Consider the following 14,512-nt stretch of genomic DNA (forward strand, 5'->3'; position numbering starts at 1 on the left):
TGTGATGAGTACTGAAGACAAACGTATTCGTGAATTGGCGCATCAGATCTGGGAATCCGAAGGCAAGCCTCACGGCCAGGACACCCGCCATTGGGAGATGGCCCGCAAGCTGGCTGAGGCCGAGGCGTTGACCCCGAGCAAACCCAAGCCTGCGGCCAAGCCGAAAACCGCACCCAAGGCAGCGGCCAAGGCCAAGCCTGCGGCGGCCCCGAAGCCCGCCGCCGAGAAAAAGCCCAAGGCCCCACGCAAACCTTCCAGCTGACTCGGCCCCCTGTGGGAGCTGGCTTGCCTGCGATAGCGGTGGCTCAGTCAACATTTTCAGTGACTGACACACTGCAATCGCAGGCAAGCCAGCTCCCCCATAAGCCGTGGCATTCCAACCCCGTTTTTAACTGACGCTCAGTCGGAACGGACGCACTCGGCCCGAATAAACCTTTTGCAGGAGCAATTTTCTGATGAGTCCATCCGACAAACCCGAACCGTCAGCCACCACCGAACCTTCGCGCATTCGTGAAGGCTTACCCTTCCCGCTCGGCGCCACCTGGGATGGCCTGGGCGTGAACTTCGCACTGTTCTCGGCCAACGCCACCAAGGTGGAGCTGTGCCTGTTCGACGATACCGGTGAGGTGGAGCTGGAACGCATCGAGTTGCCCGAATACACCGACGAAACCTTCCACGGCTACCTGCCCGACGCCCACCCCGGGCTGATCTACGGCTACCGCGTGTACGGTGCATATGACCCGGCCAATGGTCACCGCTTCAACCACAACAAATTGTTGATCGACCCTTACGCCAAACAGCTGGTGGGCAAACTCAAATGGTCCGAGGCGCTGTTTGGCTACACCATCGGCCACCCCGACGATGACCTCAGCTTTGACGAACGCGACAGCGCGCCCTTCGTACCCAAGTGCAAGGTGATCGATCCGGCGCACACCTGGGGCAACGACCAGCCAGTGCGTGTGCCATGGGACCGCACGATCATTTACGAAACCCACCTGCGCGGCATCAGCATGCGCCACCCTTCCGTGAGCGAAGCGGTGCGCGGCACCTGCGCCGGCTTGATGGACGATGACGTGCTCAAGCACATCCGCCAATTGGGCGTGTCCTCGGTAGAGCTGCTGCCGGTGCATGCCTTCGTCAACGACCAGCACTTGCTGCAAAAAGGCATGACCAACTATTGGGGCTACAACAGCATCGCGTTCTTTGCCCCTGACCCGCGCTACCTGGCCAGTGGCAAGATCGCCGAGTTCAAGGAAATGGTCGCGCACCTGCACGAGCAAAAGCTGGAGGTGATCCTGGACGTGGTCTACAACCACACCGCCGAAGGCAACGAACGCGGCCCGACCCTGTCCATGCGCGGTATCGACAACGCTTCCTACTACCGGCTGGTGCCCGACGACAAGCGCTTCTACATCAACGACTCCGGCACCGGCAACACCCTGGACCTGAGCCACCCGTGTGTGCTGCAGATGGTCACCGACTCCCTGCGCTACTGGGCCAACGAAATGCACGTCGATGGTTTCCGCTTCGACTTGGCAACGATCCTCGGGCGCTACCGCGATGGCTTCGACGAACGCCACAGCTTCCTCGTCGCCTGCCGCCAAGACCCGGTACTGCGCCAATTGAAACTGATCGCCGAACCCTGGGACTGCGGCCCCGGCGGTTATCAGGTGGGCAACTTCCCGCCAGGCTGGGTGGAGTGGAACGACCGCTTCCGCGATACGGTGCGGGCGTTCTGGAAAGGGGATGATGGCCAGTTGGCGGATTTCGCCGGGCGCATGACTGCTTCAGGCGAGATGTTCAACCATCGCGGGCGTCGACCCTATAGCTCGGTGAATTTCGTCACCGCCCATGACGGTTTCACCCTGCACGACCTGGTCTCTTACAACGACAAGCACAACGAAGCCAACGACGAGAACAACCAGGACGGCAGCAACAACAACCTGTCGTGGAACCATGGTGTCGAAGGCCCCACCGACGACCCGGCAATCAACGCACTGCGTCTGCGCCAGATGCGCAACTTCTTCGCCACCCTGCTGTTGGCCCAGGGCACACCGATGATCGTGGCCGGCGACGAGTTTGCCCGTACCCAGCACGGCAACAACAACGCCTATTGCCAGGACAGTGAAATCGGCTGGGTCAACTGGGACCTGGACGATGACGGCAAGTCGCTGCTCAAGTTCGTCAAACGCCTGATCAAACTGCGCCTGGCCTACCCGATCCTGCGCCGTGGTCGCTTCCTGGTGGGCGACTACAACGAAGCTATCGGCGTGAAAGACGTCACCTGGCTGGCGCCGGACGGCAAAGAGATGAGCACTGAACAGTGGCAGGACAGCCACGGACGCTGCCTGGGCATGCTCATGGATGGCCGCGCCCAGGAAACCGGGATTCGTCGCCCGGGCGCCGACGCCACCTTGCTGCTGGTGGTCAATGCGCACCACGACACGGTCAATTTCCGTCTACCACCGGTGCCTGAAGGTGAGTTCTGGACGTGCCTGCTCGATACCAATCAAACCGCTGTACATGGCCAGGAACGCTTCGATTTCGAGCATGAATACGCGGTGACCGGCCGCTCATTGTTGTTGTTCGAACTACAGCGCGACGGCGAGGTGTGACGGGGTTTTGCATCATTCCTTGATGAGGTTTCGTAAAAAACCGACATTACAAAATGTAAAAGCGAGAATTCCTTGTCTATGCTCATAACGCCTTGCACAGCATTCCAGGGTTGGAACGCCGCGCACTCACCGCAGCGGAGCCTGAGGTGAATAAAAAAGAGTCGTCCCGTCAACGGAGTACGACCCCCGCATCAACCGACAAGGATGTGCCCCCCATGAAACCTGCCTCCTTAAGCGAAGGCCGCCGCGGCCCCACGCAAATCTGGAACAGTGTGCCGCAGCTGGCGCAAACCCCCGTTATCACATTGAATTCACTGGTGCCGCCCGGCGCACGCGTGGTGGTGATTGCTCCCCACCCGGGCGATGAAGTGCTGGCCTGCGGCGGTTTGCTGCAACTGCTCAGTACTCGCGAACACCCACTGCAATTGATCTCTATGACCGATGGCAGCGCCAGCCATCCCGGCTCAAACGTGTGGCCGGCCAGCCGCCTGAGTGTGGTGCGCCCCCAGGAAAGCGTCGAAGCCTTGCGTCGCCTGGGCATGCCGTTGCACAGCCTGAAGTGGATTCGCGGCGGATTTCGCGACAACGCCTTGGCCGCTCGGGAGCAGCCGATGAGCCAATTCATCGCCCGCTACCTGCAGCCCGGCGACGTGGTGTTTACCACTTGGCGCAACGACGGCAATGACGACCACGATGCCGTCGGCCGCGCCACTGCCAAAGCGTGCAGCCTGGTAGGCGCGCAGTTGTATGAAATGCCCATCTGGGCCTGGCATTGGCCGACTCGTGAAGGTGCGCTGATTCCCTGGCAACGCGCACGCAAGGTGCGCCTGGACAGCTGGTGCGTGGCGCGCAAACTGCACGCTGCCCACGCCTACGCCAGCCAATTGGCCGGCGACCCGCAAATCGGTCTGGCGCCGATGATGGCCCAGGAGTTGCTGGAGCGAATGCGCGAGCCTTATGAGGTCGTGTTTGTCTAGCCAGCCGCCGATCAGGCTGGCACGCCAAGGATAATGTGCGACGCCTTGATCACCGCCGTGGCGTTCACACCCGGGGCCAGGCCCAATTCAGCCACGGCGTCGCGGGTGACGATGGAGTAAACCTTGGCGCCACCGACCAACTCGATCACCACCTCGGCATTGACCGCACCGTCGTTGACGCTCAACACCTTGCCTTCCAGGCAGTTGCGCGCCGACAGGCGAATGTCGCTGGATTCTGTCATCAACATCACCCATGGCGCCTTGACCAGCGCCACAGCTTCTTTGCCCACGGCGATGCCCAGGTTGCGCACACTCTCCATGGTCACCACCGCCACCAATTGCTCGCCACCGGGCAAGGTCAGCACCACCTCGGCATTGACGGCACCGTCCTGGACTTGGCTGACTTGACCTTTGAATACGTTACGGGCACTGACTTTCATGGAGAGGGTCCTTTTTTTGACTTATAGGTTAGGAAACGCCGGGCATGATTAAACGTAGCGGTGTGTAAAAACAACTATAGCGAGAGTGCGTTGATGACACAGCTGGCATAATCGCCCTCAGTTTATATCGGGGCCGAATCAATGAGCACAGAGCGTTACGACCAACTGGCGATCTTCTCGGTTGTGGCCCAGGAACGCAGCTTCACCCGTGCGGCGGCGAAGCTCGGCATGTCACAACCGGCGTTGAGCCGGGCCATGCGCCAGTTGGAAGAGCGCCTGGGTGTACGGTTGCTGGCCCGCACTACTCGCAGCGTGTCGGCGACCGAAGCCGGAGAGCATCTGTTGCGAGTCATCGCGCCCCGGTTCGAAGAAATCGACAGCGAACTGGCCCGGCTCAGCGAATACCGCGACAAGCCGATGGGCAAACTGCGCATCACCGCCGGAGAACACTCGGCGATCAGCGTACTGCAACCGGTGCTCGCCAAACTGCTGCCGGACAACCCCGACCTCAGTATCGAGATCATCGTCGACTACGGTTTCACCGATATTGTCGCCCAAGGCTTCGATGCCGGCGTGCGCCTGGGTGAGCAAGTGGCCAAGGATATGATCGCCATGCCCATCGGCCCCGATATGCGCATGGCGGTGGTGGGTTCACCCGCGTACTTCGCCCGCCACCCGATACCGTTGATCCCCAACGACCTGATGGCGCACAACTGCATCACCCTGCGCATGCCCACCCATGGCGGGCTTTATGTGTGGGAGTTCGAAAAGAACGGGCAGGAACTCAACGTACGCGTCGAAGGGCAACTGGTGTTCAACACTATCGCCATGCGCCTGGAAGCTACGTTGCAAGGCTTGGGCCTGGCCTATATGCCCGAAGACCTGGTGCACGAGCATGTGGCGCAAGGGAGGCTGATTCGGGTGTTGGAGGACTGGTGCGAACCCTTCTCTGGCTACCACCTTTACTACCCGAGCCGCCGCCAAAGCTCGCCGGCCTTCACCTTGTTGCGCGAGACCCTGCGCTATCGTGGCTAGCCACGTGTTGATCCAGCGCTGTACCTGTACGCTCGGCCGCCTGGGCCTGGCCGTGATCCAGCAGCAACTGCGCCAGCTCACGCAATTGCGCAACACTTAAACCCACCCGCAGGCTGGCCGCCACATGAGAGCGCAATTGCGCTTCCACACCCGGCGTAACCGCGAGCGCAGCGACCGTCGCCAGTTCGCGGCTCTGCCAATCGAGGTTATCCCGAGCAAAGATGTCGCCGAACAAATGGCTTTGCAGGTATTGGTTGATCACCGGGGCAAAGTCGAACAACGGCCCCTGTACAGGAGCGCCAGCGATTTGCGTCTGGTTGGCCTTGCCCAAGGCCAGTAACGCATCACCGGAAGGAATGGCTTTGCTCGGCTCGCGACCAGGATCGTCCTGAATCCCCTGCTCCTTGCGCGCCTGCACCACGCTCATCAACTCACTCAACGCATTGAGGCTGCGCGGAAAGCCAACATAGGCGTAGAGCTGCACCAGGATTTCCTTGGCCTCACTGATCGACAGCCCTGCATCCAAGCCCTGATTCAACGCCACATTGAGCGCGGCCAGATCACTCGTGGCCATCGACGCCGCAATCAACGGGATGGCCTGCTGCTTGGCCGACAGTGCCTCGGCGGCCTTTACCGACGATGGCGCGGCGTACTCAGCTTCCGTGACCTTCTCCAGCCACTCCACATTTTTGCCATCCACACTGCCGGTCACCGCCAGATGGGTCATGGCACTGTTCGGCGCCGCCCCGTGCCAATGCTTCACACCTGGCGGGCAGACGATGACATCCCCCGGCAGAATCTGCTGCACCGGCTTGCCCCACTCCTGGGTCAGCCCGACACCCGACACCACCACCAACCGCTGCCCCGCCGGGTGCGTGTGCCACGCCGAACGCGCGCCTGGCTCAAAGCTGACATACGCGCCCGACGCGTTGACCTCGTCGGAGGCCGGGAACAGCGGGTCCACCCGCACCTGTCCGGTGAAATACGCGTCCGGCCCAGTCATGGAGGCTTGGGTGGTTGCACGGCGGATCTGCTGGGCCTCGTGGGTGGTTTCAACGCCAGCGGCAAGCGGTGTGGTCGCGCACATGGCGATACCGATCAGGGTATTTTTCATGGTGATGCCCTCGGTCAAAGTGTTCTGCCGTAGAACGCAGTCAGCTGGTCAATGGCACTGTTCACATAGGCTGGTACCCAATACGTCTCGATATGCGTGGCGCCATCGATCTTGAACAACTGCTTATCCTGCGTGCCCGTGGCCTTGGCGAACGCCTGCTCGGTCATGTAGAGGCTGTCGGCCTTACTGCCGGCGATCATCAAAAGAGGCTTGTCGATCAACTCGATCTGGTCGGTGGCATCAAAACTCATCAAATCCAGCAAGCTGCTCAAGGTGTACTTGAAGGTCGAATTCGGGTGCGCATGGGTCTTGCCGTAATACTCAAAACCCTGGCGATACAGATCGAATGGCAGTTGGGCGACCTGCTCGTCAGTCAACTTGACGTCGCCGGTATACACTACCGCCCCGCCAGCGGCCTCTTGCGCCCGGGCTTGGGATGCCTGTTGCAAACGCTCCTGGATAGTCGCCACCTGCGAGTCGCGAAAGCCATTGCGTCGTACCAGCCCCGAATTGAACATGCTCACCGTCGCAATCGACTGAAAGCGCTTGTCTGTACGCGCCGCCGCCAATGAATAACCGCCGCCGCCGCAAATCCCCAACAGGCCCAAACGCGAACTGTCGGCACCGGGATAGCCGGCGATAAAGTCCGCCATGCCATGAATATCCTCAATACGGTTCGCCGGCTTATCCACATTACGCGGCTCACCGCCGCTGCCCCCCTGATACGCCGCATCCGCCGTAATCGTGATGTAACCCTGGCCGGCCAGACGCTGCGCATACAGCCCCGCCACTTGCTCCTTAACCCCGCCGTTGGGATGGGCCACCACGATGACCGGGTACTGCTTGGTCGCGTCGTAATGGGCTGGGGTGTAGACGTTGGCGGCGATGTCGAGACCGTTGAGTCTGTAGGTCACGGGATGGATGTTGACCTGGCCGGGCACGTTTTTGGTCAGGGCGTCGGCGTAGGTCAGGGTGAAGGGATTTTGTTGGGAGTCGGCGGCTTTGAGCTCGACGGAGGACATGCCGATCATGGCGGCCATGAAGGTGGCCTTAAGTGGGGTTCGCATGGGGTAGGTGCTCCCTGGCAGGTAGGTTTTTAAGGGCAGGGAGCACGGTAGCTTTTGGGGATTGATTGATAAATGGGTTGAATCGGATAGGAGTTATATCAAGGATGCATAAGTCGGAAAGGAGCTCTAGACAGCCGAAATCGGTAAAAGGCGCGCGTTTGAAGGTGTCTAGGAAACAGGGGGATGCATACCGCGAGGGTCATCGGTGCGCTGAGATGTCCGAATTGTGAAGCAAGTCATACCTTGGACTGAACGGCATCGATTTATTTGTGGGCTTCGTTTCTATGGTCTAGATAGAACTACACCGCTGAGTTTTCCAAATTATTAGAACAACAATAGATGAGAAGAAAACTATGCATCGTGTACTGCGCACAGGGAAAAACCATCTGCTTCAGGTGGGAGCGCTGTCTCTTTTAAGTGTGGCATTACAACAAGCACAAGCAGCTTGTGTGCTCACTCCCGGCCCCGGCGTCGACGCTTACGTCTGCGACAGCGGTAGCAGCGCCACGGGGCTCACCGACCTGGTGGGCAACAATACGCTAACCTTGCCAGCCGGCGGCACCGGCACCATCAACGGTAATATCCTCACCGGGCCTGGCGCCGACTTCGTCGACATGAACTCCGGGCGCATCGTCGGCAGTGTCACTCAGGGCGACGGCGCCGACCGTTTCCGTATCAGTGCAGGTACGGTCATGGGGGCGGTATCCCAGGGCAATGGCATTGATGACTTTGTCATGAGCGGCGGGCAAATTCAGTCCCTTGCCCAAGGCGATGGCCGCGATACCTTTCTGATGACTGGCGGCACCATCGTCGGCGCCTTTGAAGACGGCGACGTGGCGCAGCAAACGGGTGGCACCATCGGCCGGGTCGACATGAAGCTCGACAAAAACATCTACCTCATGTCTGGCGGCACGATCCTTGGCAATCTCGTCACCGGCTTTGACACTGACAGGATTGAAATCTCCGGGGGCACCATTGGCGGCAATATCAGCACCAGTGGCGGCGATGACAGCATCACCGTCAGCGGTGGCGTGATCAACGGCGAGATCCGCGCCAGCGTCGGCAACGACACGTTCAATTGGCTCAATGGCGGCCAGATCAAATCGGCAGTACTGATGGGCGACGGCAATGACACGGCATTGCTCAGTGGCCTGAGCGAAAGCCTGTTGAGCGCCACCCCGTCCATCGACGGCGGCCTGGGCAATGACCAACTGACCTTCGACAACACCACGTCCGGCACGGCCTCCCGATACATTGGTTGGGAGACGGTCAACCTCAACAACCATTCACGCTTCGACCTCGCGAGTGATTTTTTCCTCGGCGACAGTGCCAGCAACACCGGAACATTTTCCATCGACAACACCAGCGTACTGGCCGTGACCCAAGGCAGTATCCGGCCCTACACTGCCGGTCAGTCGGTCACGCTCAACAATGCCGGGACCATCGACATGACCTCCGGCAGCAACAGCGCTACTGACTCACTGACGGTGCATGGCAACTACGTCGGCAACAACGGCCAGTTGTGGCTGCAAACCGTGCTGGGTGACGACAGTTCGGCCAGCGATAAGCTGGTGGTTTCGAACGGCACCATCAGCGGCAACACTCAATTGGCGGTGAGCAATCTCGGCGGCCTGGGCGGTCTGACGCTCAACAACGGTATCGAAGTGGTGCAGGCGCTCAACGGTGCGGTGAGCACAAGCGACGCCTTTGCCCTGAAAGGTTCGGTGTCGGCCGGGGCCTATCAGTACTACCTGTTCAAGGGTGGCGTGACGGCCGGTTCGGAAAACAACTGGTACCTGCGCTCCTCCGTGATCGCGGTACAACCACCCGTGGTGCCACCGCCTCCACCGGTACCGCCAGTCGTGGTGCCCGTACCGCCGATTCCACCCGTGCCGCCAGTGGTCGCCCCGGATGAGCCGCCGGTCGAGCCGCCAACACCGCAACCCGTCGCCCCCGTCGAGCCCCCTGCTCCACCGCCGACCCAGGTCCCCGCCGAAGTATCGCCGGAGCCTGCCGTCACCACGCCGCCATTGCCGACAGCGGTTGCAGGTGCCGACCCGATTCCACTGTATCGCCTGGAAGTACCGGTGTATTCGGTGGTAGTGCCCGCTGCGCAGTTGATGACCCTGCAAGCGCTGGGCACCTTCCATGACCGCCAGGGCGAACAAAGCCTGCTGAGCGAAACCGGCGCAGTGCCGGCCGGCTGGGGCCGCGCGTATGGGAGTGATTTCAACAAGAGTTGGACCGGCACGGTGTCGCCAAGCTTCGACGGCACAGTCAAAGGCTATCAGGTGGGCCATGACCTCTACGCCTCTGAAACCAACGGTGGGCAGATCCAGCGCTTCGGCTTGTTTGTCGGTCAGAGCCAACTGCGGGGCGATGTCAAAGGCTTTGCCGAGGGCTTCCAGGATCGCCGCTCCGGCCGGGTCAAACTCGACGGTGACAACTTCGGTGCCTACTGGACCCTCACCGATCCCAAAATAGGCTGGTATGTGGACCTGGTAGCCATGGGCACGCGCCTGGAGGGTGATAACAAATCCGACCGTGGGGTGAAGATGGACAGCAAGGGGCACGCATTGGCGTTGTCTGCCGAAGCCGGCTATCCGATTGCGCTCTCCGAACATTGGGTGGTGGAGCCGCAGGTGCAGGTGATCAACCAGCAGATCGACATGGACAGCCAGAACGACGGAATTTCCAAGGTCTCATTTGACTCCCAGGACTACTGGACCGGTCGCCTGGGTGCGCGCTTGAAGGGGCGTTACCTGGTGCAGAACACGCCGATCGAACCGTACCTGCGGGCCAATGCCTGGCGCACCTTCGGCGGCAGTGACACGGTGACCTACGATGACGTTGACCGGATCAAGAGTAAACATAAGTCCTCCTCTGCTGACCTTGGAGTGGGCGTGGTCGCACGCTTGTCGCCTACAATCAGTGTGTATATGGCGGCGGACTACAACACCAACCTCGACGCCAATGAGCTAGAAGGTGTCAGCGGCAACCTCGGCCTGAGGGTCAGTTGGTAAGTGATGAAACCCGCTTGAACAACGCGCTGGCGCCATTGGCTGGCGCGTTGTCACGATCAAACGTCGTCAAAAACATCCTCCTGCGAAATGAGCCCGGTAAATGGCTATGTGCTACTTTTTCACAGTCTCTCCTCTGCCGTTCTTTACAGGAGCAGGTCTGTTTAAAACTACGCCTTAGTGCAAGGAAGCAAGCATGCGACTCATCAAACTATTGGTATTGGCCATCACGTTATGCGGCTCCACCATGGCATTTTCCGCGAAAAGTCTTGAGTCTCTGAGACAGGAAGGGGCACGTGACGGCAAGCAATTCGCCGAAGATTCACGGAAAAATGGAATCACCGTGGATCGCGTGGTGTGCGTAGTCGGGATGTCGGGGGAAGATGAAAGCCGCCCCGAATTGACCCAGCAGGAGATTGAAACCTATGCACGGGCTTTCGGTAATGCCTGCATGGGGCGCAATGTTTTTTAGGCGAACAATACATCTGCCCGATTTCGCTCGCTGGTGGAGTCCTGCACAGGTGCGTATTGTTTGCTGGACCAGTGCCATGCTCAACACTGCACACAAGGACCCACCACATGGATGTTGCAATGGCTCACGCCATCGAGACCGCAGAAAGCGAGTATTTGTGTTCACGGGTTGAAGGTCTGTTACGGGTAGCGAGAAATCCCTTTGGTGCTCGTGTACATTTCAATGGTGCTTTTCCATGCTTCCAAGTGAAGGCAAACCCTAGCCCGATGTTCAACCGCATCTACGGCGATACCGCTGATGAACACTCGTCCGTATTGAACCTACTCAAGGCATCGGTAGAGTATTCAACGGTGACGCCTCTTGTTGGAAAACCCTCGACCTTGGAGCAATACGCCTTCGCGGGAAAGGGGCGACTGGAGCGTCTGAAAGGCTGGACGCACTTGCAACTGGCGTGCGCAGTCGAGAGTGCCGTGCTCAATCAACACTCATTCGAAATTGAAGAAGTGAGCCCGCAGACTCTGACGGAGTTTGCGGCGGTGCATGCGAGTGGATTTCATACCAAGCCGGAACACCGCCCGTTGAGTCAGGCTTCGTTTGAAGGGCTGATGACGAATGAACGTTTGAAAATCTACGTCCTTAAAGCGGACGGCCAAGTTATGGCAGGCGCGTTGATGTATCTGGCCGAAAACGGTATTGCCTATCTTGGAACAGCCGCCACCCGTAAACACGTGCGAGGTCTTGGCTACCATGGAGCTCTGATCTCTCACCGGATAGAGCAAGCGAAAAAGCATGGTAGCCATGTGGTCGCCGCCACTGCGCTGGCCAACTCGCAGAGTCGCCGTAACTTGCAACGTGTAGGGCTCGCGATTTCCCACGCTCAAGCGCTGTACCGATTGGCACATAGTTGAATTAGCGAACCCCCACCACAAAACCGCTGAATAGCCCCACAAACCTCCCTCTGCGACGCATCATCCATGGCCTCCAGCAACCCTGGAGAAGTTCACGCCGTTTGCTTGCCTATCCAGCGTCGATATTGACGGGTACGGCACGCCGCGCCGAGCTGTTCCATAATCAGTGCACGTAACGGTGACACGCTCGGATCGGGCTGTTTATCCAGGCTGAGTTTACGCAGCTGGAACTTGACCACCGCCATGTTGGCCAAGGACGCGATGGTCTTGTTTTTCCAAGTGATCGGCGGCAATTGCGGCGCGTTGTCTTTGCCCTGGAGCCAGTCACGTGGCAGGTGCGGCTCGATGGCCAACGCCGTGCCCATGCCGACCATGTCTACACCGCTTTGCACCACGCTTTCAGCGACGGGTCGGCGACGTACGCCGCCAGTGACCATCACCGGCATCTTGGCGACGGTCTGGATGTCACGGGCAAACTCGACGAAATAGGCCTCGCGCGCCAGGGTGCGGCCATCACGGGCCTGGCCTTGCATGGCGGGGGCTTCATAACTGCCACCGGACAATTCCACCAAGTCCACGCCCAGGTCGTTGAGCAATACCACCACCCGTTTGGCGTCGTCGGCGGTAAAGCCGCCCCGTTGGAAGTCGGCGGAGTTCAGTTTGACCGCTACGGCAAAATCCTTCGACACCACGGCTCTGACGGCCTTGACGATGTCCAGCAACAGGCGTGCGCGGTTTTCCAGGGAGCCGCCCCACTCGTCCGTACGCTGGTTGGTCAGCGGCGACAGGAACTGGCTCAGCAGATAACCATGGGCAGCGTGGATTTCAACGCCGGTGAAACCCGCCTGCTCGCCCAGTCGGGCAGTGCGTGCAAAACGTTGAATCACGTCCTGGATCACACTGGGCGTCATGGCGTGAGGCGTGGCGAAGCGCTTGGACATGTTGCCCAGGTTCAGCGCAACGGCTGAAGGTGCCCAGGTCTTTTGTCCCAGGTTGGCCTGCATCTGCCGGCCAGGATGGTTGATTTGAAGCCAGAACTGCGCGCCACCGGAACGCCCCACTTGCGCCCAACGCTTGAACTTGGCCAGTTGCTGGTCATCCTGCAACACCACCCCGCCCGGGCCGGTCATGGCGCGACCGTCTACCATCACATTGCCAGTGATCAGCAGGCCGGCGCCGCCGTCAGCCCACGCCTGGTAGAGGCGCATCAGGTCTTCGGAGGGCGCTTGCTCGGCGTCCGCCATGTTTTCTTCCATGGCAGCTTTGGCGATGCGGTTCTTGATGGTTGAACCGTTGGGCAGTATCAGGGAGTCGAACACATTCATGGGGTGGTCCTCAGTTGACTTGGGACCACCTTAAGGTTGAAGTAAACTTTAAGGTCAAGCGTTTTTTAACTACGACTTATCTGCGTGACCTGAAACTGCCGCCAAACCCTCTTCACGCAGACGGTGCAAAAGCAACCGCGTGTTGTCTGTACAGTCTAAGCCTTCGGGTTTGCCCTCGACGCCCGCGATCACCAGCAGCAATTGTGCCTTGCTCTGGGCCAATCGTTGTTGCAGGACTTCGATTTCCTCAACCTTGCGCTTGAGCCCGGTAACCAGCTCGTCGTGCTGCCAACCACTGGCATTCGTCGGCAGCAGTTTCCGGATTTCTTCCAGGGAAAACCCGGCCCCCTGGGCGCAGGTGATGATCTGCAATACCCATTCGGTGTCAGGGGCATAGTCTCGATAGCCGTTGGCTTTGCGCCCGACCGACGTGATCAGGCCGCTCGCTTCGTAAAAACGGATGCGTGAGGGCGCCAAGCCGGTGATTTTCGCCAGTTCGCCTATTCTCATTTTCCACCCCACATGACCATTGACCTTAAAGCTTACTTTAAACCTAAAGTGAACGGGTGACAGACACGAATGCGGCAAGACCATCCGGGGCACGTTTTACGCGCAGCGCTCTGAGATTCAGGGCAAAATGCCACCTTTTGGTTGCAAGGAACGCATAAGTGCCCGTCACCCCATTGAAGTCGCAAGCGAATCGTCGACTCACGTCCACCCTCCTTTTACTGACCGGCCTGACAGGCCTCGCAGGATGCCACCGGCTAACGCCCGAGCAGCAAGTGACTGCCTGGATTGATAGCGGAGGCACATCCCGGCCGATGTTCCTTACTACAGAGGAAATCAGGCAGATGGAGGCGCGAAGATACCTCAGGGTCTTGCGCCGCGGTCTGGCGGACAATGCGGCCCGGGAAAACCGCGAGGGATTGCAAGGCAGCGTGCGGTTGCGCATGAAGCTCGACCGCCAAGGCGATGTCTTGCTCTGCGAAGCCGTCCCCCCTGATGAAAGCGCTCGCTCCGATGTTGCCAAGCTCATCGTGAACGCGTGCTGGAGCAGTGTCTGGGAGCCCGTTCCAGAAGCGCTGCAGCATCCAACCGATGGAGGTCTCGAAGTCATCGCGCCGTTTATTGTTACCGGCGACACATCGCCAAAATCTGGAGCGCTACTGAGAATGCACGAGTCATCTGAAGCGCGACGTTTTTTCTGGGACAACGTTGTAGCCAAATACCCGGTCAATGCGTTTGGCAAGGCCAGCTTCAGTTTCACCGCCAACGCACAGGGCCAAGTCCTACAGTGCGATGTAACACTGCAAAAGCACTATCAGCGCCCTGAGCGTTTCCAGGCAGACCCGGCGTTACAAAAGGCGCTTGAGCAACAGTGCTTGCAACTCGATCTGCGACAAATGCCAGGCTTTCAATCTCGTTTGGGTGAAGACGGCATCATCCACTGGGGCGTTTCAGTGGACTACTTGCCGTGGAAATATCAGGTTGGGGAAAACCGCCATTTGACGCCTGCTGCTCGATGATTTTTCACTTTGC

At 59.4% G+C, this 14,512-nt stretch carries 13 protein-coding genes; 8 read left to right on the forward strand and 5 right to left on the reverse strand.

The features are described 5' to 3' along the window. Positions 1-4: 4 nt before the first annotated feature. The 3 genes from AC07V4_RS16110 to AC07V4_RS16120 all read left to right on the forward strand — a co-directional run bounded on the left by AC07V4_RS16110 (position 5) and on the right by AC07V4_RS16120 (position 3,592). Positions 5-262, forward strand: a complete 258-nt coding sequence (locus AC07V4_RS16110; RefSeq protein WP_492637417.1) for a DUF2934 domain-containing protein — start codon at positions 5-7, stop codon at positions 260-262. Between the two features lie 193 nt (positions 263-455). Beyond that, complete coding sequence (glgX, locus tag AC07V4_RS16115) at positions 456-2,615, forward strand: glycogen debranching protein GlgX (RefSeq protein ID WP_492637418.1); 2,160 nt, start codon at positions 456-458, stop codon at positions 2,613-2,615. Positions 2,616-2,830: 215 nt separating this feature from the next. Further along, positions 2,831-3,592, forward strand: coding sequence for a PIG-L deacetylase family protein (locus AC07V4_RS16120; protein ID WP_492637419.1), 762 nt, complete (start codon positions 2,831-2,833; stop codon positions 3,590-3,592). 11 nt (positions 3,593-3,603) lie between these two features. Here AC07V4_RS16120 and AC07V4_RS16125 read toward each other — a convergent pair whose 3' ends face one another. Beyond that, complete coding sequence (locus AC07V4_RS16125; RefSeq protein ID WP_492637420.1) at positions 3,604-4,032, reverse strand: TOBE domain-containing protein; 429 nt, start codon at positions 4,030-4,032, stop codon at positions 3,604-3,606. 141 nt (positions 4,033-4,173) lie between these two features. Here AC07V4_RS16125 and AC07V4_RS16130 point away from each other — a divergent pair, with 141 nt between their 5' ends. After that, the gene (locus tag AC07V4_RS16130; RefSeq protein ID WP_492637421.1) at positions 4,174-5,067 is read left to right on the forward strand and encodes a LysR family transcriptional regulator; all 894 of its coding nucleotides are present in this window, start codon (positions 4,174-4,176) and stop codon (positions 5,065-5,067) included. Here the strand turns inward: AC07V4_RS16130 and AC07V4_RS16135 are convergent. Further along, complete coding sequence (locus AC07V4_RS16135) at positions 5,030-6,181, reverse strand: (R)-mandelonitrile lyase (RefSeq protein ID WP_492637422.1); 1,152 nt, start codon at positions 6,179-6,181, stop codon at positions 5,030-5,032. The genes AC07V4_RS16130 and AC07V4_RS16135 overlap by 38 nt on opposite strands. A gap of 14 nt (positions 6,182-6,195) precedes the next feature. Then, on the reverse strand, positions 6,196-7,248 hold the full coding sequence (locus AC07V4_RS16140; RefSeq protein ID WP_492637423.1) for an alpha/beta hydrolase: 1,053 nt from the start codon (positions 7,246-7,248) through the stop codon (positions 6,196-6,198). 353 nt (positions 7,249-7,601) lie between these two features. Here AC07V4_RS16140 and AC07V4_RS16145 point away from each other — a divergent pair, with 353 nt between their 5' ends. The 3 genes from AC07V4_RS16145 (at position 7,602) to AC07V4_RS16155 (ending at position 11,648) form a co-directional block, all read left to right on the forward strand. Then, positions 7,602-10,271 (forward strand): autotransporter family protein, encoded by a 2,670-nt coding sequence (locus AC07V4_RS16145; RefSeq protein WP_492637424.1) that lies wholly within the window; start codon positions 7,602-7,604, stop codon positions 10,269-10,271. Positions 10,272-10,464: 193 nt separating this feature from the next. Beyond that, the gene (locus AC07V4_RS16150; RefSeq protein ID WP_492637425.1) at positions 10,465-10,740 is read left to right on the forward strand and encodes a hypothetical protein; all 276 of its coding nucleotides are present in this window, start codon (positions 10,465-10,467) and stop codon (positions 10,738-10,740) included. Positions 10,741-10,847: 107 nt separating this feature from the next. Further along, entirely contained in the window at positions 10,848-11,648 is an 801-nt protein-coding gene (locus tag AC07V4_RS16155; RefSeq protein WP_492637426.1) for a GNAT family N-acetyltransferase, read from the forward strand. 92 nt (positions 11,649-11,740) lie between these two features. On the opposite strand, the gene AC07V4_RS16160 is transcribed toward AC07V4_RS16155, so the two are convergent. Both AC07V4_RS16160 and AC07V4_RS16165 read right to left on the reverse strand, forming a co-directional pair. Next, positions 11,741-12,973 (reverse strand): NADH:flavin oxidoreductase/NADH oxidase family protein, encoded by a 1,233-nt coding sequence (locus AC07V4_RS16160; protein WP_492637427.1) that lies wholly within the window; start codon positions 12,971-12,973, stop codon positions 11,741-11,743. 69 nt (positions 12,974-13,042) lie between these two features. Then, positions 13,043-13,483, reverse strand: coding sequence for a MerR family transcriptional regulator (locus tag AC07V4_RS16165; RefSeq protein WP_492637428.1), 441 nt, complete (start codon positions 13,481-13,483; stop codon positions 13,043-13,045). A 272-nt stretch (positions 13,484-13,755) separates the two neighbouring features. Here AC07V4_RS16165 and AC07V4_RS16170 point away from each other — a divergent pair, with 272 nt between their 5' ends. Then, a complete protein-coding gene (locus AC07V4_RS16170; protein ID WP_493075148.1) occupies positions 13,756-14,499 on the forward strand; it encodes a hypothetical protein in 744 nt (247 codons plus the stop codon). Positions 14,500-14,512: the final 13 nt, after the last annotated feature.

The sequence above is a fragment of the Pseudomonas sp. GW821-FHT03A09 genome, assembly GCF_059421065.1.